Origin of the sequence: Roseovarius sp. SK2, assembly GCF_028807495.1 — a bacterium.
GTDB lineage: Bacteria > Pseudomonadota > Alphaproteobacteria > Rhodobacterales > Rhodobacteraceae > Roseovarius > Roseovarius confluentis.
In genome coordinates, this window is record NZ_JARAMK010000004.1 from 67,367 (window position 1) to 86,440 (window position 19,074).

Annotated in this window: 17 protein-coding genes and 1 tRNA gene; 8 read left to right on the forward strand and 10 right to left on the reverse strand. The window is 58.6% G+C overall.

The annotated features are described in order from the left end of the window. Window positions 1–21: 21 nt before the first annotated feature. The 5 genes from PVV74_RS09515 (at window position 22) to PVV74_RS09535 (ending at window position 5,646) form a co-directional block, all read left to right on the forward strand. Window positions 22–2,085: a dynamin family protein gene (locus PVV74_RS09515; protein ID WP_274593008.1), complete on the forward strand. Its 2,064-nt coding sequence runs from the start codon at window positions 22–24 to the stop codon at window positions 2,083–2,085. Between the two features lie 14 nt (window positions 2,086–2,099). After that, complete coding sequence (locus PVV74_RS09520; RefSeq protein ID WP_245890479.1) at window positions 2,100–3,017, forward strand: dynamin family protein; 918 nt, start codon at window positions 2,100–2,102, stop codon at window positions 3,015–3,017. A gap of 26 nt (window positions 3,018–3,043) precedes the next feature. Further along, entirely contained in the window at window positions 3,044–3,400 is a 357-nt protein-coding gene (locus tag PVV74_RS09525) for a hypothetical protein (protein WP_146050031.1), read from the forward strand. 26 nt (window positions 3,401–3,426) lie between these two features. Beyond that, window positions 3,427–4,209, forward strand: a complete 783-nt coding sequence (locus PVV74_RS09530; protein ID WP_103763358.1) for a hypothetical protein — start codon at window positions 3,427–3,429, stop codon at window positions 4,207–4,209. 360 nt (window positions 4,210–4,569) lie between these two features. Continuing rightward, on the forward strand, window positions 4,570–5,646 hold the full coding sequence (locus tag PVV74_RS09535; protein WP_274593009.1) for a response regulator: 1,077 nt from the start codon (window positions 4,570–4,572) through the stop codon (window positions 5,644–5,646). 408 nt (window positions 5,647–6,054) lie between these two features. Here the strand turns inward: PVV74_RS09535 and PVV74_RS09540 are convergent. The 10 genes from PVV74_RS09540 to PVV74_RS09585 all read right to left on the reverse strand — a co-directional run bounded on the left by PVV74_RS09540 (window position 6,055) and on the right by PVV74_RS09585 (window position 15,524). Further along, window positions 6,055–6,144, reverse strand: a tRNA-Ser gene (locus PVV74_RS09540). Window positions 6,145–6,925: 781 nt separating this feature from the next. Continuing rightward, the gene (locus tag PVV74_RS09545) at window positions 6,926–7,348 is read right to left on the reverse strand and encodes an organic hydroperoxide resistance protein (protein ID WP_103763355.1); all 423 of its coding nucleotides are present in this window, start codon (window positions 7,346–7,348) and stop codon (window positions 6,926–6,928) included. Between the two features lie 23 nt (window positions 7,349–7,371). Then, window positions 7,372–9,321 (reverse strand): oxidoreductase, encoded by a 1,950-nt coding sequence (locus PVV74_RS09550; RefSeq protein ID WP_274593010.1) that lies wholly within the window; start codon window positions 9,319–9,321, stop codon window positions 7,372–7,374. A 17-nt stretch (window positions 9,322–9,338) separates the two neighbouring features. Further along, complete coding sequence (locus tag PVV74_RS09555) at window positions 9,339–10,055, reverse strand: SDR family NAD(P)-dependent oxidoreductase (protein ID WP_274593011.1); 717 nt, start codon at window positions 10,053–10,055, stop codon at window positions 9,339–9,341. A 22-nt stretch (window positions 10,056–10,077) separates the two neighbouring features. Next, window positions 10,078–10,824: an ABC transporter ATP-binding protein gene (locus PVV74_RS09560; RefSeq protein ID WP_146050029.1), complete on the reverse strand. Its 747-nt coding sequence runs from the start codon at window positions 10,822–10,824 to the stop codon at window positions 10,078–10,080. Then, on the reverse strand, window positions 10,769–11,539 hold the full coding sequence (locus PVV74_RS09565) for an ABC transporter ATP-binding protein (protein ID WP_274593012.1): 771 nt from the start codon (window positions 11,537–11,539) through the stop codon (window positions 10,769–10,771). Before PVV74_RS09565 ends, PVV74_RS09560 begins: the two co-directional genes overlap by 56 nt. Window position 11,540: 1 nt before the next feature. Next, window positions 11,541–12,566 carry a branched-chain amino acid ABC transporter permease gene (locus PVV74_RS09570; protein ID WP_274593013.1) on the reverse strand — a complete coding sequence of 342 codons (1,026 nt, stop codon included), beginning with the start codon at window positions 12,564–12,566 and terminating at the stop codon, window positions 11,541–11,543. Window positions 12,567–12,580: 14 nt separating this feature from the next. Further along, a complete protein-coding gene (locus tag PVV74_RS09575) occupies window positions 12,581–13,462 on the reverse strand; it encodes a branched-chain amino acid ABC transporter permease (protein ID WP_103763349.1) in 882 nt (293 codons plus the stop codon). Window positions 13,463–13,501: 39 nt separating this feature from the next. Continuing rightward, complete coding sequence (locus PVV74_RS09580; RefSeq protein ID WP_274593014.1) at window positions 13,502–14,668, reverse strand: ABC transporter substrate-binding protein; 1,167 nt, start codon at window positions 14,666–14,668, stop codon at window positions 13,502–13,504. Window positions 14,669–14,849: 181 nt separating this feature from the next. Beyond that, window positions 14,850–15,524, reverse strand: a complete 675-nt coding sequence (locus PVV74_RS09585; RefSeq protein WP_103763347.1) for a GntR family transcriptional regulator — start codon at window positions 15,522–15,524, stop codon at window positions 14,850–14,852. A gap of 167 nt (window positions 15,525–15,691) precedes the next feature. Between PVV74_RS09585 and PVV74_RS09590 the strand changes: the two genes are divergently transcribed. The 3 genes from PVV74_RS09590 to PVV74_RS09600 are packed head-to-tail and all read left to right on the forward strand — an operon-like array spanning window position 15,692 to window position 18,637. After that, on the forward strand, window positions 15,692–16,576 hold the full coding sequence (locus tag PVV74_RS09590) for an isocitrate lyase/PEP mutase family protein (protein WP_274593015.1): 885 nt from the start codon (window positions 15,692–15,694) through the stop codon (window positions 16,574–16,576). Continuing rightward, window positions 16,573–17,259, forward strand: coding sequence for an isochorismatase family protein (locus tag PVV74_RS09595; protein WP_274593016.1), 687 nt, complete (start codon window positions 16,573–16,575; stop codon window positions 17,257–17,259). The genes PVV74_RS09590 and PVV74_RS09595 overlap by 4 nt, the downstream gene beginning before the upstream one ends. Then, window positions 17,252–18,637, forward strand: coding sequence for a dihydroorotase (locus PVV74_RS09600; RefSeq protein WP_211286138.1), 1,386 nt, complete (start codon window positions 17,252–17,254; stop codon window positions 18,635–18,637). The genes PVV74_RS09595 and PVV74_RS09600 overlap by 8 nt, the downstream gene beginning before the upstream one ends. Window positions 18,638–19,074: the final 437 nt, after the last annotated feature.

The window sequence follows — 19,074 nt, forward strand, 5'->3', positions numbered from 1 at the left end:
GCGCGAACAACAGGTGCCTTTATGAACATCGAAGCGAAGTTTGATACTGCGACAGAAATTCGGGCCTCGTCAGGCCCGTCCAACCTGCGGGCTGGCATGGAAAAACTCGCGGATTTCGCCCAGGACACCGAGGCACTTGAAGACGCCATCGACGCGCTTGGCGAACTCGTGGGCGAGGAAAGCCGGAAACCGATTGATCGCCTGAAGAACGAACTGGCCACGTTCGAGCCTCGCGTGACCGTTCTCGGACAGGTCAAGGCCGGCAAGACAGCATTGATCAACGCGATTGCCGGTTGGTCCGACCTCTTGCCATCCGACGTCAACCCGTGGACGTCCGTGGTGACATCCCTGCATCTGACCCCGGCAAAAGAACGCGCCGAGAAAGGCGCCCGGTTCCGCTTCATGACCGAAGACGAATGGGCACGACTGACCACCAAGGGCGGGCGCATCGGTGAATTGGCAGACCGTGCCGGAGCAGACAGCGAACTCGCAAAGATTCAGGAGCAAATCGAGCGGATGCGCGCGATGTCGAAGGCGCGTCTTGGTCGGAATTTCGAGCTGCTCATGGGGCAGGAGCACGAATACAGCTATTTCGACAAGAACTTGCTCGAACGCTACATCTGCCTCGGCGACGATTTCGACGTGGATGCGCAAGACGCGATTTCTGACGACCAAGGGCGATTTGCCGATATCACGCGTTCTGCCGAGCTCTTTCTGAATTGTCAGAGCGTTCCGTTCCGCATGTGTCTTCGGGACACGCCCGGCGTGAACGATACATTCATGGTCCGCGAGCTGGTCACGATCCAGGCGTTGCGCGACAGCCGTGTCTGCATCGTTGTCCTGTCGGCCACGCAAGCCCTGACGTCGGTGGACATGGCGCTTCTGCGCATGATCTCGAACCTGAAATCGCGCGACGTGATAATTTTCGTCAACCGGATCGACGAGCTTTCGGATCCGGCGAACCAGATGTCCGAGATCGAGGACAGTATCCGCGCAACGCTCAAGCTCAATGGCGGTCCTGAGGACGCGCAGCTTGTGTTCGGAAGCGCCTACTGGGCAAACATGGTTCTTACGGGCGAGTTGCAGTCCATGCACAAGGCCAGTGCAGATGCTCTCGTCTCGTTCTGCAGGGCTGTGCTGGGCGAAAAGTTCACCCGCAACACACCCGTGGGCGTGATCTGGGAAATGTCGGGCCTGCCGCAACTGATGGAAGCGGTGTCCGACCAGATCGTAACCAGTCTCGGCGCGCCGTTCCTCAAACGCGTTGCCTCCTCCGCAACCACGATCGCAACGTCGCAACAGGCGGTCCGGACGGTCCGGGTCGAAGGTGAGCGCGTCGCCAGCGACCTGAGCTCGGAACAGATACTGGCAGCGTTCGAGCGCATGGCAGAAGACACTGTCGCAACGCTTGAGTCGCAGCTGTCACGCATCTTCGACGATTACAGGATCCGCGCCGATCGTGCCCATGCGAATTTCGTTGAACGCGCAACACACTCCTTGCTTGGCCACCTTGAAAATTACGGCGACGAACATGTCTGGGAATACGATCCAACCGGACTTCGCGTGCTGCTGCGATCGGCCTATTCCGCCGTGGGCAACCAGGCACGCAAATCCGCAAAGGCAATTTACGAACAAGCCGTGACCGAGACCGCGGAGCTCTTGTTCCGTGGCTTTGGCCCGGCCGTGGAAGGCATCCAGCTTGCCGTGCCGGACGTCCCCCAGGTGCCCGCACCCGTCTCGCTCAGCCAGACGATCGCGCTGGATTTCAACGATAGCTGGTGGTCGCTTTGGTGGCGCAGGATGCGTGGTTACAAGGCCTTCGCAAAGAAGTTCGGCGATCTCATCAGCGCCGAAACCGAAGACTTCATGGTCCAGATGAAGGACGTGCAAACCGCTGATATTCAGGCGGAATTGCTCGGAGAGTTGGAGCATTTCCTGGAAGAGCAGAGAAGCATCCTGATCAGCCTGACCTCTGACGCAGAACGCCAAGGCAATGCCAAAAGCCTGTTCGACGCATCCGAAAATGAAAACCGCGAACGACAGCTCGAGGACACGCTCGAGACGTTCCGGCGCTACGCGACATGACGAAGGAGACACCGGTGACCCATGATGCATCTGGCGGGACGCCCCGCAAAACCCGTCTGGCCCTGATGGGCGAGTTCAGCGCCGGCAAGAGCACCTTGATCAAGCTCTTTCTCGGCGAGAACCCCCTGCCGATCAAGATCACGGCGACGCGTCTGCCCCCCGTTCTTATCAGCCATGGCGAAGAGGCCGCCTATGCGGTGGGGCACGATGGGGTCGAGACGCGTATCGACATCGACGAGATCGAACAGGTTAGACTGGAAGAGACGCGCCTGATCCGGCTCTACAAGCCCTGCGATACGCTGGAAATCTGCGACCTGATCGACATGCCCGGGATCTCGGATCCGAGCATGTCGTCGGATGTCTGGATGTCTGTCATGGACGAGGTTGATAGTGTCGTGTGGTGCACGCAAGCGACGCAAGCCTGGCGGCAATCGGAAGCCGCCACGTGGCAACAGATTTCGGAACGCACCAACGGAGAGAACTATCTTCTGGTGACCCAGGTCGACAAGTTCCATTCCGAAAGGGACCTCAATCGCGTGATGACCCGCGTGCGCAAGGAAACGCAGGGGCTGTTCCGCGGAACGTTCCCCATCTCAATCACCGAGGCTATTGCCGCCGGAGAGGACGAGGCGAAGTGGCGCGCCAGCGGGGCCGCGGATTTCATCAATGATCTGGTCGAAAACCTGATGAAGACCTCCGCGGTGTCATTTGCCGAACCGGCGTCACTTCACTCGGACGACATGCCTGCTGAAGCTTTCGCATCCGATGAAAAAGCTGCAGAGACACCGTCTGATGACGATGGCAAAGAAGCAGCCGCTTTCCCGGCCGCCGCAGACCAGACGGCAAGTATTGTTCCCAAGCGTGTGCGTGTCCTGACCCAGATGCGCGGTCGGACCGAAAGGCCGGTCAAGGCCCGGATGGCAAACGGCTAGCAGACCTGCGTCCCATGGATCCCTCGATGTCCCTTTCGGAGCGCCTCGATGAACTGAGGCAGACGGTGCCAAGCTGCACCCTTGCCTCGTTCGGCGACATCTCGACGGGACTCGCCCTGCGCACAAGTGCGTCCGACCTGTACAAGCAAGAGTACCTGGACGAAGTGCTGCGCCAGGCATCGGCGAATTTCGAAATGTCTGACCTTATGTCAGGCGACAATGATCTCGTGGTTCTGGCCATGCCGGATGAACTCCGGGTATTCGTGCGATACCAAGCGGGCAATCCGGATGTTGTGTGTTGCATTTGCGATGACCTGTCGGATGTTCCGCTTGCCACTCGGTCAGCTCAGAAAATCCTGGCTGACATGGCGGGGGCGACGTGAAAAGACATTCGAAAACCGCGTCTACGATGAATGACAATGCGACCGCGCACCTACTGCGCGGCATGCTTGACCGTGTGATGGCACCGAGCGAAGCATTAAGCGGAAGCGAAGATATGCCTGCGAGGGACTTTGCCGGGTTGATCAGCCGTCTTACGCAGGAAATCGATGAAACGGTGTTGCCGCGCACGTTTGCCCTGTGTTCCGATAAGGGGACGGAAGCAACAATCGTGGTCTCCAATCGACGCTTGATCGAATTGAAAATCGGCGAGAATAAGTTCGAACCCGACAATGAGCGATATCGCGACGCGGACGCCGTCGCGCGAGAATACGCAAAGGCGATCAAAGCCTTGTTCCTTCGATCCGGCCCGATGCGCTTGCGCCTTGCCGGACGGGCGCCAGCCATAATGACACAAGGCACGACCTGTACCGCAACGCACATGAGCCAATTCGGCCATCAACCAGGTTTCGAAAACCGGCTGAAGACCTTTCTCAAGTTGTCACACTCGCAGTGCTTGGGGTGGATCTACCAGGAAAGCAATGGTCGGATATTGACACATGGGTCTGACGGCGAGCTCACGAAACGGCTGCAGTCGCTTCGAGACATCGTCTTGTCGAAAGCCGAAAGTCGAAAAATTGCCTGCCGCATTGATACGGCGTGCCCATCCTGCTCGGCTTTCGCGATCACGCAGGACGTCCAGGTCTTGGTTGCAGAGGACGGCAACGACCGGGTTTTCGCAGCGTTTTCGAACTCCGGCGTTTTCAAGGCCATCAGCGCATGGCGTCAGGTTTTCCAAGCGTCAGAACGCTAAGCATCCGTTGCAATCCGCCGCAACGAAACCTGAGGTTGCGCAAGCCAGATCCCAAGCTTGCTGCGTAAAGATCAAAGCTTTAAAATATCAGCCACAAATACGCCACACACATCCTCTGCAAAAGGTCCCGCGGTATAGGCGCGTTGGGCACCACGCCTTGTCATAATTGCCGACCCGGCATCAGATACGGGCCAGTCTGGCATCATAATTCTGGCACAATAGTCTATATTTTTTGGTGTTTATGCCTCAAATTGATCAAATTGATTGAGGAAGGTGGTCGTGCAGATCCCAACCCAGCGAGCATGGAACATGTCAATCTCAGATCACGACAAAGACGCTTTTCAGCGACGGCTGCACAAGATGGCCGATGAAGAGCCAGCATTTCGCGTCCTCGTCGTCGACGACGAACCCAGCATTCTGGAATTGGTCAAAACCGCGCTCGAGACGCTGGAAGACTATGACGTTCTGACCGCAAGCTCTGCCGCGGACGCATTCGAGATCATCCTGGATGAAGACGTGCCCTTCGATTGCGTGCTTCTGGACATCCAAATGCCCGACATCGACGGCATCGAACTGCTCGCCGATTTGCGTGCCTTGCCGGAATACGCGGAAACGCCCGTGTTAATGCTGACGGCCATGAGGGATCGAGAATACATTGACGCCGCATTTCGCGCTGGCGCGTCCGATTTCATCAATAAGCCATTCGATTTCCATGAACTGCGCAGCCGCATCAAATGCGCGCACGAGCTTGTCCAGGCGCGACGAGCGGCCGAGAAAAGCACGGAAACCCTGAGTAAGCTGAAGCTCAAGACCGCCAAGGTTCATCAGTTCAGTTTCGATGACCCTATTTCGATTGGCGACGTGGACTCCTTCTTGCGCTACATCGAGTTTGAAAATTACGTGTCCCATTTGGCGCGCGCGAAGATCTTCGGATCCTACGCCGTTTCGGTGATGTTGCACGACGCGAGGCTGTTCTACGATCTTGCTGGCAGCACAAAGTTTCGTGAAGCGATCCAAAGCATGGCCTATTCCATCCATCGCGCCACAGAGGAATTTGAATGCGTCTTTTCCTATCGTGGCAGCGGGATATTCGTGATCCTGGTCCATAGCACCAAATCTTCCGCCAACTTGTTGAGAGCAAAGAACCTCGGAGAACTATTCGGGGCCCGGATCCGTAGCTACATCGACGACGATCGCATAGAGGTGCTGCTCAGCAACCCTGTATCGACGCGTCTGTTGTCTCGGACGGGAACCAAAGGCGCAATTGAAAAATCCGTGACGGCAGTTCAGCAACTCGAAGAGGAACTTCAAAGCTGCGACGAACGTCCCGGCAAAGCAAGCGTCGGGCAGTCACAAGGCGCGCACCAGCCGTCAGAGAAACGCTTTTACGAGCGGGTCTTGCATGAGCTGTTCAGTGAAGAAAACCGTCTTCGCTAAAGGTGCATTGGAGCATTGTCGCCTCAACAGCTTGCTGAAAAGGCAAGTCGATGATTCTGCCCACACTGCGTTGCCCTTTACTGGCCGCGCATCCGCCTCGAGTTGCCGTATCCGACCAACACGAACATCTCGTATCCGAACCATTTCCGCGTGGTGGCGCGTGTCCAGTCCGAGCTTAATCTCGATCCCGAACGGCGTCCCGGTTCATGGGTTCTCGGTCCCGACAAGGACACTCGGCGTAGGCATACGGAGCGAGTAGCCCTTATCTCTCGGCTTGAAGAGGTACTGCATGCCAGACGCCTCGCTGCCTGACACGTTGGCCGATTGCTCCTTGTGGTACGACATGCACCACGCGGTAGGGTGTGCCACATGCGGGTACACCCTTACTCTTCAATGGCTTATGGCAAATGGCGGAGACGAAGGGATTCGAACCCTCGAGACCCTTCCGGGCCTACTCCCTTAGCAGGGGAGCGCCTTCGACCACTCGGCCACGTCTCCGCCGACCCGTTTAGAGGGACAGGAACCGAGAAACAAGGCGAAAAACGCCAATTCTTGATTGCCAACAAAACATGCCGGAAGCTGAATATGTTTCCCGGCGTCGCCATAAAATTCCCCGCCGCTCGGCAACGATTTGTCAACGGACATCGGACCGGCCTCAAACATTCCACGGCCATCGAAGAATTTAGGTGCCCACCATCTCAAGCGGAAATTCCTACGCAGGCGTAAGGCTCTGGTAGCCTGAACGAAGTGACGACCGGTCAATTCGTGCGGGCGCGAATTTCCGGGCTGGCTCGCAGGGAACCAGTTCCTTGCGATGAAACACTCGCTCCCCTCATCCCAAACACTTTCATCAGCAGACGGCGGTCTATCAGCTGTTGACTACGTCCGACTGCCGCACCTCTCCGGCAGTGCAGGCAAGGTTTCCTTCACCATTGTCCGAAGTCGAGATGACGCGATCACGCGCACGTATTCTGTCGAAACCGCCTTCTCCAACATGGATGGAACTTCCGCGAAGATGTTGGCGAGCCGGTAAAATTCGGCGCATTGGTCACCGTCCGGAAATAAAGCATGCCCGGGAGAGATATGTCCCGGGCATGCTTTGAATTTTATGTGGAACAGCCACTGCTATCCGATGCATTCCGGCGAGGACACCGAACCGGGACAAGTGAAAGATAAAATCTTGCTCGGATCAATTCTTTTTGAGGACTGGATGTTCCGGCCAGACGGATACCCCAAACATACCAGAGGCATTTGAACAATCTCGCACGAACCCCGCCAATCAGGCTACAATGGTCTCGATTTCAACATCGATCGTTTGGCGGATCGAGTTCGAGTAAGGGCAGGTCCGATGCGCTTCCTCAACAAGTTCCTCCGCCTCATTCTGTGATATGCCGGCCAATATCACCTGAAGCTTTGCAGACAGAACAAAACCTCCCTCGGTTCGTTTCACCAATCCAATTTCGGCCTTCACCTCATTGCGGCTGGGGGACAGTTTGCGAGGTCGGGAGAGCGCTTGCAAAGTGGCACCGAAGCAGGCCGCGTAACCGCAGGCAAAGAGCTGTTCAGGGTTGGTGCCGGCGTCGCCCTTGCCTCCAAGTTCCGGAGGACGCACCAGCGCCAGGTCGACAGCGCCATCTTCAGTCGTAACTCGGCCGTCACGTCCGTTAAACGCAGTTGCCTTGGTGGTGTAGAGAGTGGACATCTTAACTCCTTCCTAAGTTCAGATCAGATCATTCGGGCGGCCGCTTGCGCATCGTGCATCGCTTCGAAAAGCGAATGCGGCGCAAGCGCATCGCCCACCACCGAGAGCGGCAATTCGAGCGCCTCGATGTTGGATTGCAGTGTGAAGGCGGATTTCCCCCGAGAAGCGAAAAGCGCCTCGTCGTAAGGATAAGTCTCCGTTTCCCCGGTAAACTTGTTGGTAAAGACAAGGCTCTGGTTGTCGTGCCCCTTCAGAGAAAGCCCTGGACGCAGGCGGACGCCCAGTTCGGACAACCGCTCCATCGCTATCATGCGCGAGTAAATATTCACGTCCCAGAAAGGGCTGTCTGGCGAGCATGACACCATGACCTCGGCGCCACGTGCGGCAAGTGTTTCGGCCGCCGATAGCGAGGCCCAGGAACCCGAGACATCGACAATCAAGATCTTGCGTCCGGTCCAGTTCCCGGCTTCGTCTTCCATCGCATCCTCGATACTCCGGTCCAGCCCAGGGGGGTGGGTCGACGGCACCGCTCCGGAGGCCAGAACGACATGGTCCGGTCCGAAAGCCGCAACATCCTTGGCCGTGGCAGTCCGGCCAGTTTCGATGTGGACTCCGGCTGCTTCAACCTGGTTCAAAAGATAAGTCCGCATCTCGTTCAGGTCGCCCCTGCGATGACCCTTTGCGCCAAGCAGGAGCTTTCCGCCCAGCTTGTCCGATGCCTCCCATAGTGTCGTGTCGTGACCGCGCGAGGCCGCCACCCGGGCAGCCTCCATGCCACCCGGCCCTCCCCCGATGACAAGGACACGCCGGGGGTCGCGCGAAGGCTCGATGGTTTCGTGCCATTGGCCTTCCTTGCCCACGCGCGGGTTCATCATGCAGGAGATGGGACGATGCAGAGCGATCTGCCCGATACAATGATTGGAGGAAATACAAGGCCGTACCGAGGCTTCATCCCCCGCTGCCGTCTTGGAGATAAGATACGGATCCGCCATGTGTGCACGGTTCATGCCCACCATATGGATTGCGCCGGTCTGAAGGGCCGTTTCCGCATGCGACAATGTGCGATAGCGATTGACCGCAAGCAAAGGAACATCACCGGTGAACTGAGCGATCTCCAGTGTGCGCGCCAAGAACGGGTGGGGCGGATAGCTCATGTCGGACACGTGGTGGCCGATACTTGGCCAATGATATGCCGCGACAGAGGCATGAATGAAGGCCACACCCGGCGTTCTCGCAACGCGCTCGATGATCCGCGTCACCTCTTCGTTGCTGCAGCCCCCCGCCATCAGATCCTCGACGGAGACTCGAACACCAACAGGCACTTGGCCGTCCACCGCCTTCAGCACGTGGTCGAGCACCTCGAAGGGATACCGGCAGCGGTTCTCGAAGCTGCCACCATAACCGTCGTAGCGCGAATTGCAGGCGGGAGATAGGAACTGGTGCAGGAGGTGGCCGTGTCCGAAGTGGATTTCCATTCCCTCGAACCCGGCATCGATCGAAAACAGCGCAGTCGTGGCGTAGCAATCCCTGACCTCGGCCATTTCGCGTTCAGTCATTTGGTGAGGCAGTTCACCCGAAGTGGTCCAGGGCGTGGGTGACGGCCCCCATGCAGGCAAACGGTCGGTGAAATTGTCGCTGTGACGCCCGGTATGGGTGATCTGGGTAAACATGCGGGCCCCGAGACCCCGGATCATCGCGGTGATGTCCCGGAGCTTGGGTAGGCTTTCCTGCGAAGCCCCGGCGAGCCCGGCGGCCCTGCCAAGTGCGGTAGGGTGTACTCGCAGCGGGTCCATGAACAGCAGCCCGACACCGCCTTCCGCCCGTTCGCGCAAGTAGTTTACATGGCGGTCGGTCGGCAGGAAGTTCTCGGCGAAATTGGTCGTATGCGCAGGCAGGAAGATCCGATTGCGAATTTCGACGCCGCCGATTGCGATCGGCTGAAACACGTTCGGGTATCGGTTTTCGAGTGCCATGGCTCAGCTTTCCTCGGTCAGGTCAGAATTCCCCCGCCATCAGCAAGCACCGTGGTGCCGACCACGGCGGTCATGTCGGGGTGTGAGAGTTGTACGATCAAATCCGCGATTTCCCCGCTTTCAAGGAACCGCGCGATCGGCATCCGCGAAATCACGGCATCGCGATAGCTGGCGCTTTCCCGCGCTTGTGCGGTCATCGCATTGGCAACCGGCCCCGGCGCGATGGCGAAGACGCGAATACCCTCAAGCGCGAGTTCTGCTCCGGCCGCTTTCGTGAATTGAACGATGCCAGCTTTCGAGGCGGCGTAAATGCCGCGCCCGCCTCCGCCAGCAAACGCATGCTGCGTGGCGAGGTTGCAGATAACTCCCCCGCGGCGGCCCTTGTTTGAGCGCATCTGCCGGGCCATGCCAAGCGCCATAAGGATCGACCCGCGAAGATTGACGTTGAGAACGGCATCGATCTCGTCATCGGTGTGATCGAGAAGGTTTTTCCGCACCATTATGCCCGCGTTGTTCACGAAAACATCAACCGCTCCGATGGCCTCACAGGTTCGAGCCACGGCAGACCGGTCCGACTGGTCGCACACGTGATGAACCGCTCCGAACCTCTCTGCCGTCGCCTTGAGGCGACGCGGATCCCGGTCGACGAGAACAAGTTCAGCCCCGGCCGCGGCAAACGCTTCCGCCGATGCCTGACCGAGATCGCCTCCGGCCCCGCTGATCGCGACACGCATGCCTGAATAGTTCGCCTCCATCTCAGTGCCCCAAGTAGGCGGCAAGCACCGATTTATCGCGCAACAGTTCGGCCGCCGGCCGGTGCATGGCGATCTTGCCAGCCTGCAGGACGATGGCCTCGGCCGCCACATTCACCGCAACGCCCACATTCTGTTCGACCAACAGAACGGTCAGCCCCTGATCTCCGAGGCGGCGGATCGTGTCGATCAAAGTGTCGACCATGGAAGGCGACAATCCGGCCGAGGGTTCGTCCATCATTATCACTTTGGGATCGGTCATCAGGGCGCGGCCAATCGCGACCTGCTGCTGCTCTCCGCCAGACAGCGAGGAAGCCGCGACATGAAGCTTGTCGCGCAGCATTGGATAGGTCTCCATCACGCGATCCATCCGTTCAGCCCGGAGCTTGCGGCTCTTGACCGTCGCGGCACCGGCCAAAAGGTTGTCTCGTACGCTCATGGTGGGAAAAACCTCGCGGCCCTGGGGCACATGGGCAATGCCGGCAGCAACGGCGCGGCGCGGGCCAACGCCCGTAAGTTGCGTGTCACCCGACCAGATCCGCCCCGACTTCAGCGGTACAAGCCCCGACAAAGCGTAAAGGGTTGTGGATTTCCCCGATCCGTTGCCGCCCAGAAGCGCGGTAATGGCGCCGGATGTCAATTCCAGGCTCAGGTCTTTGAGAACTTGAGTCTGACCACGCCAGACTTCTATGGATTCAGCTTTCAACATAGTACCCTCGCCCCAAGTAACTTTCGATGACTGCCGGATCACGCGTCACCTCTTCCGGTGGGCCGTCGGCGATTACCGTACCGGTCGCCATGACGACCACCCTGTCGCAGGCGGAGAGCACCAGTTGCATCACGTGCTCAATCAGCAGGATGGAGGTGCCGAAATTGTCCCGAATGCTTTTTATTTTTTCGGCCAGTTCCTCGACCCGCGGAGCAGTAAGGCCGACGGCGGGTTCGTCAAGCAGCAGGACATCCGGATGACTCACCATGGCACGCGAGATTTCGACCAGACGCTGTTGGCCGAAAGACAAGCTCTGACCGGGTCGGTCCGCGAACCGTGCCATACCCATCCACTCCAGCATCTCCATAGACCGTTCGCGCGCCTCGTTTTCCCAAGCCCGGGCCGTCTTTCCGGCGACCAAGGCCGACCATATATTGTAAGAATTCTGCGGCTCGAGCCCCAGCATGACGTTCTCGACAACACTCAGACCATTGCAAAGCAGACTGGTCTGGAAAGTCCGCCGCAAGCCCATGGAAGCGATCTGGTGGGGCGGCAGGCGGGAAATGCTGGTATCTCCGAACCGGACCCCACCTTCCTTGGGCCGGTGAATGCCGGTTATGACATTCATGATCGACGTTTTGCCAGCGCCGTTCGGGCCGATCAGGCCAAGAACCTCACCGCGCTGAACAGAGAAGTCCACTCCATTGAGCACCTGATTGCCCGCGAAACTAAGTGATACATCCTTAACATCGAGCATGTCAGACCGCCTCCTCGTCTTTTCGATTTTCGCTGGGCGCCGCGTTGAGCGACTGACCCGTCTGGGGCGCGTCGTCGACACTCTGTGAGCGGAACTTGCCGGTGATCGCGTTCAGGATTAGCGGTGCAAGCCCGCGCGGCAGGAAAAGCACGAAAGCCACAAGCATTCCCCCGAATATTATCTCGAGCCAGCCCTCACTGTCCCGCAGCCATTCCTGAAGCGTCAGCACCACGATCGGGCCGATGACAGAACCAAGCATCGTGCCGATGCCGCCGACCACCACCATGATCTTCATCAGGATCATTTGTTCGAGATTGAAACTCTCCGGCGCCACGAACCCGAGCAACGACGAGTAGAGCCCGCCCGAAAGCCCTGCGATAGCCGCGCTGATTGCGAACGCCTGGGCCTTGACGCGCGTGACGTGTACGCCGTTGGCTGCCGCAGCGACCTGGTTATCCCGGATCGCAATGAACCGGCGGCCGAAACTGGTTGTCAAAAGCTGGCGGACCAGCAGGTACACGGCCGTCGTCAGGACAAGCGAGACGACAAAGATGGTTTGCGTCTTGTCCATTCCGAACATGCGAAGCGAAGGGGCCCGAAAACCGCCAGCGCCGAAGGTGACGTCGGTCCAGTTGACGAGCACCCAGGTAACGGCCTGTGCCACGGCGAGTGTCGCGATAGCCAAGTGAATGCCCGAGATCCGCAGCGCAGGTAGAGCCAGCAGCGTCCCCGCCGCGGTTACCAGCACCACAGCGAGCATGATCGACGGCACGAAGGGCAGGCCAAGGTGAACCTGGAGAAGGCCTGTGGTATAGGCGCCGACCCCGAAGAGCGCCGCATGGGCGAAGGTGAACTGGCCGGAGTAACCAAGCATGATGTTCAGACCGACAATGAGCATCACGAATATGACGATCCGTGTCAGCAGGAACAGCGTGTAGGGGTTCAATGTGAGACCGAACGCCCCCACCAGCACCGCGATCAGGATTGGCAGGACTGGCGAGTTCAGCCAGCCCTTGGCGTGTTTCATTATTTTTTCCGGCATTATACGCTCCGCGTCTTGCGCGCGCCGAAGATACCGCGCGGGAAGAAGATGAGTGCGACGAAAATCAGGACGAAAGCCGACAGCTCTTGCGCGCTCGACGACACGTAACCGGACACCATCACCTCGCAGACGCCCAGAAGGATGCCTCCAACGATTGCGCCCGGCAGGCTGTTGATCCCGCCAATGATGGCAGCTGCGAACCCTTTCAGGAACAGCGCGAAGCCCATATCCGGGAAGATAAGTGTGGCCGGTGCGAGAAGGAAGCCCGCGATTGCGGTCACCGTGATGCTCAGCACCATTGCGGAACATAGCACCAACTGCGTGGGGATACCGACTATCTGCGCGGCACGCGGATTATCCGCAACGGACCGCATGAACAAGCCAAGGCGGGTAAAGCGGAAGAAAGCTGCGAACAACAGAATGATGACTGCGGCACCGGCCATCATCACGAGATACTGCAGCGGAATGATCACATTCCCACCGAAAAGGATGAGCGGCGGCCCCTGCACCAGGGGTGGCACGGCGAGATAGTCACCCTGCCCGCCCCAGATCAGGCGGATCAGCCCCTTGACCAGAAAAGACAGGCCGATGGTAGCGATCAGCAGGCTCATCACGTGCTCGGTCTTCATCAAGGGACGCAGAATTAGGAAGCTCGCAATCCCGGCGACCACGGATACCACGAGCACGGCGACGATTGCAGCGGCGGGGCCAAGACCCGCCGCGCTTATTACGGAATAGGAGACAAAGCCGCCTACAGCCATAAGGTCTCCCTGCGAAAAGTTGACGGCATTGGCTGCCTTTGACAGCACGACTACGCCGAGCGCGATCAAACCATAGAGCAGACCGTTTGCGATTCCGCTGGTGAGTAGGACGGACAGCATTGGAGTTCCTTTTCCTTATTGTTCGGGTCGCACCGCGGGTCAGTCCAGTTCGGACGTACCTACGACCTCAGCGACGCCATCACTGTTGCGCTTGATCCAGGCTGCTGATTGCAGGCACTGGTGCGTGGAGCAGTCAAGCGCCCCCGGCCCAAATGTTGTTTCAAGCGCGTTCACTTGGTCGAGCGCCGCGATAAAGCTTTCGCGGGTCAGGTCTTCGCCGGCGGCCTCCAGCGCGGCCACGGTCAGTTCACCGGCGGTAATTCCGTAAAGGTTATAGGAATGCGGAGTGTCGTCCGGGAAAGCCGAAACGAGCTTTTCACGCCACTCCGCGGCCTCCTCGCTGTCTACCGGATGGCGGCTCGGGGAGATGGTTACGAAGTTGTCCGTGGCGCCAGGCACTGCAACTTGCTCGTAGAAGGCGACCGGGTCGGGAATCACCGAGGTTCCAATGAATGTGCTACTGAACCCAAGGCGCGCCGAATCCCGAAGGAAGATCGATGCCGGTTTGGGATAGCTGAGGAGCACGACCGCATCGGGCTGGGCACTCTGAATGCGCAGGACCTGAGCTGTTGCGTCGTTGCTTTCCATCGACAATTCCTCGTCAGCGACGACCTCGATACCCTTCTCCTCAAGAGCAGGGATCAGCGTCTCATGACGGTCACGACCCCATGCATCATGCTGGGCGACGACCGCGACAGAGGTCGCGCCGACATCAGCCAGGTATTGGGCCTGCAGCGCGCTTTCGAGATTCGAGGTCAGCATCGACGTGAAGATGTTGTCTTCTTTCGGCGCCGAAATCTTGTTCGAAGCGGCCGCGAAGTTGATGTAGGGAATCCCAGACTCGACAATGTCCTCTTTCGCTGCAAGCACGCCGTTGGAGCACGATCCGCCGACAATGGCGAAGACTTCTTCGTTGAATATCAACCGCCGCACGGCGGAAATGGCCCCAGCCGGGTCGCACTGGTCATCGACGCGCACCAGTTCGATTTGACGGCCGTTGATGCCGCCAGCTTCATTCACGTCAGCAAACAGGGCCTCCATGCCGTTCATCGTAAGGCGGCCGAAGGCGAAATAGGGGCCCGTAATCGGGCCGTAGGTCCCGATCTTGATCGTGTCTTCGGTCACACCGGGGGCCTGAGCGGATCCTACCGTGGGCATTAGTGTAGACAGAAAGAGCGCCGCTAAAAATGCGAATTTCTTATTCATGATTAACCTCTCCTGGTTTCTTGGTCGCGCCATGCGCTGACATGTGCACAAAACACACATGCAAATCACAAACTGTCAACACTTTTGATAAATCTTCTCCCTTAAAGGTCCAAAAAATTAATCTTTGCACTCTAATCTATCCAAAATCACCGGAGCACTTGCTTAAATTTTAGAACTGTCGTCACTCTTCCAGCGCCCCGAGCGCACTGAATCGGGCGCTGCGCAAGTGCTCCCGCATGGCGATCTCGGCGCGCTCCGGGTTGCGTGCATACAAGGCATCCACGATGGCGCGGTGCTCACTCAAGGCTGCGCGCGCACGCCCCGGCTGGGTGCCTGATCGCCTGCGATGAAGGCGAAGCTGAAAATAGACCTCGTCCATGAGGATACGCTTGAGCGTTCCGCAGCCCGACGCACTCACGATGGATACGTGAAAATCTTCATCCCCAATTCCCTGAAGATAGCCTCCCTGCGCATCCCCCTGGATCACCCGCTCATGCTGCTCGAGCAACCCTGTAAGTCGCTGAAGATCTGTGTTTGTGGAGTTCTCTGCAGCCAGCCTTGCCGCCATACCCTCCAAGGCCTCGCGCACGCGGAACAACTCTTCCAGCTTCTCCCGATCCATCTCGATCAGCCTCACACCGAGGTTTGGACGACGCTCGACCACGCGACCCTCCAGCCTCCCGAGCGCCTCGCGAATCGGTCCGCGGCTGACACCGAGCTGACGCGCGAGCTCCGACTCGCTAATCCTCTGGCCGGGCGCGAAATGCCCTGACGAAATCGTCTCGAGCAGGCGCGGCAGCAATCCATCCGGTGACTGCCCCGTCGCGCTATCTGTGTCTCGCTTACCTTCCGACATAAATCAACTCCCTGACTTTCCTGCTCCAACAGCCCTCACATTAAGCGACGACGACGCGGCATTCCATAGAATTTTGTCAAAACTGTTGACAGTAATGTAATTCTGTAGACAGTTTGGGAAAATTTTGCGGGCCAGTCGTTCTGTGCCCGACAGCAAGGGACAATTCAATGACTACACGCAAGGCCCTCAAACAGCTCGCCTCGGAACGGCGCGCCATCGTTGTACCCGGGGCACCCAACGCGCTGTTCGCCCGCGCAATCGAGGACGCCGGGTTCCCGGTCATCTACGTAAGCGGCGCCGGTGTCGCCAATATGCAACTCGGTCTACCCGACATCGGCCTCGGAACAGTGACCGAACTGGTGCAGACCGTTTCCGCCATCGCCGATACCGTGGACCGGCCGCTGATCGTGGATGCCGACACTGGGTTCGGCAATGCCATGAACATGTACCGCACGGTACGCCAACTGGAACGTGCCGGAGCCTCGGCGCTGCAGATCGAGGATCAGGTCTTTCCCAAGAAATGCGGCCATTTCGAAGGTAAGGCCACCATTCCAGCCGCCGAGATGATCGAGAAGATCAAGGCCGCGCTCGACGCGCGGCAGGACGAGAACCTCCAAATCATCGCGCGTACGGATGCCCGCGCCGTCGAGGGACTCGACGCAGCCATCGAACGGGCACAGATGTACCAGGAGGCGGGTGCCGACATGACGTTCGTCGAAGCACCACGCAATGTGGATGAACTCGGCCGCATTGCACGCGAGCTCAAAGCGCCTCAGGTGGCAAATATCGTATTCGGCGGTCATACACCCGATCCGGGACAGGCCGCTCTGGCGGAAATGGGGTTCGCCTTCACGCTCTACGCCAATGCCGCGCTGCAGGCGTCACTCTTGGCGACGCAGACAGTCCTCGGCTCGCTAAAGGATCACGGATCACTCCAAGAAGTCTCAAAGCTTCTCGCAGGCTTCAAGCAGCGGCAGGATGCGGTGAAGAAGCCGGAATGGGACGCGCGTGAAGCGCTCTATGCAACTAAATCGGAAGGGGCTCAAAAATGAGTGTGCCATGGGAAGGACTTATTCCAGAAGAGGAAATCCGCCGCTATGAGGCCGCGGGCTTCGGACGCAAGGCGCGCCCGGGAAAACGGCCGGGCCTGCTCATCATCGACGTTCAGTACCGAACCATCGGCACGGAGCCGAAACCCTTTTGGGAAGCGGTCGAGGAATTCGCGACGTCGTGCGGACAGGTCGGCTGGGACGCGATGGCAAACATCCAGCGGCTTCTGAAAGTCTTCCGCGACAATGAATGGCCTGTGCTGTATCCGCATGTCGCACCCAAGGAAAAGTTCGACCAGGGACGCTTGGCCGAAAAGAATCCCGCCCTGATGAAGGTCGCGGCCAAAGGTTATGATTTCCCGGAAGAGATTGCTCCGCAGCCAAACGACGTCTTGCTTCCCAAGAAGCACCCTTCCGCCTTTTTCGGAACACCGCTGACCAGCTACCTGATCGAGCGCGGCATCGACACTTTGGTCGTCACGGGCTGCACCACTTCGGGGTGTGTCCGAGGCTCCGTTGTCGATGCCTTTGCCAACAACTTCTCCGTACTGGTGCCTCATGACGCTGTTTACGACCGCTCGCAGGTCTCTCACGCCGTCAACCTGTTCGATATGTCCGAGAAATACGCCAACGTCGGCACCACTGACGAGGTGCTGGGAACTCTGAAGGATATCGAAAATGTATGATCTGCTGATTCGCAACGTGACCGCAATTTTGCCGGGACGAGGGCCCACGCAATGCTCCATCGCGGCCAGCGGCGGGAAAATTTCCGCCTTACTGGCGCCCGACGCCACGGACGCGGCGGCTGAAACGATCGAAGGCAAGGGGCTCCACGCCTTTCCCGGGGCCATTGACCCGCATCTGCACCTCGGCCACGGCAATAGCATCGCCGCTCCCGAAGAACCTGCGGACGCGGCGGCCGAAACCGCCGCCGCCGCTCTTGGCGGCATCACGACATTTATTCCATACCTGCTGTCGACCAAGCCATACAGCGGGGTCGCGCAGGACATCATCGACGTCACGCAAAAAGGCGCACGTATCGATTTCGGGTATCATTTCATCATTTCGACTGAGGATCAATTGACCGAGGTCCCTTCGTATGTGACCGATTTCGGTGTTTCCAGTTTCAAGATTTTTCTCAACAACCGAGGTGGCGAAGGATCCCGACTGGGTCTTCCGGACATTGACGATGGCTTCCTGTTCCGACTGTGTGAACTTGCGGCGAGCAAGGGGGCGGTCGTGAACCCGCATCCCGAGAATATCGAAATTGCCTGGGTCCTCAGGGACCGTGCGATGAAGGCTGACCCCGAGGGCACTGGTGGACTGGCCAGTTGGGACGACAGCCGTCCCGACTTCATCGAGGCCGAAGCGGTGAGCCGTGTCGCATATCTTGGCCAACAGACAGGTTCGCGTGTCTATGCTGTCCATATCTCTTCGGCAAAGGCACTTGAGGCCGGTCTCCTGCAACGCGGGGCCGGTGCGGCACTGACGATGGAAACCTGTCCGCATTACTTGACTCACGACGTCGAATGGGAGGGCGGTGAGATTGCAAAAATCAACCCGCCGGTCCGCAAGGCCGCCGATCGGGAACGGCTGTGGCAAGCCCTCGCGCGAGGCGAGATCGACACGATCGGCACTGACCATGTCCACCGCCCGCTCTCGTCCAAGGATGGCGGCATCTGGAAGGCATCACCGGGTTGCCCCGGTATGGAAACGATGCTGCCAATTCTACTGAGCGAGGGCCACCACAAACGCGGCCTCGGTCTGGAACGGATTGCCGAGCTTACTTCTGCCAACTCCGCCAGGGCGATGGGCCTTGCGCACCGAAAGGGCGCGATCTCGATCGGGCTTGATGCGGATATTGCCTTGATAGACCTCGACAGGGAATGGAGTCCGTCCAACGCAACGACAGCCTCTTCGGCGGGTTACACGATCTATGACGGTTGGACCCTGAAAGGCGCTGTGAACGACACCTTCCTGCGCGGAAACGCGATCGTCCGCGATAGCGAACTCGTCGCGAACACCGAGGGTCAAGGCCAATTCCTCAAGCGCCTTCCGCACTGACCACACCCAGGCAAGACAGGTCCGGTTCTTCGGCCATTCGCGGGCACCCGTGGCCAGGGACCGGGCCTAAGCATATTGCAATTCAGTGGTTTGCCGGTCCTTGGATCAAGTGCGCTACCAAGAATCCCATTTTGCGATCGGCCATGCTGCCTTTGACCTGATCATTTTCCACAGGGCACAAAAACCAACGGATCGAAAGCCAGGCCTGAGGGCTGAAACCAACCACCCGGCATTCTCGGCCGGAAACCTGCAGCCAAAGCGGTCAAGCCGACGGTAGCATGACCGCCCTTAAGCGGAAAATCGAAATCGCAAACGGCCGACAGAATTGGCAAGGATTTGTCAAATTGGCGCCGAAGGAAGAAAAGTCATTTTATTTCAGATGCTTTTATCCCCTTGGCAAGGGAGCGCCTTCGACCACTCGGCCACGTCTCCGCCGA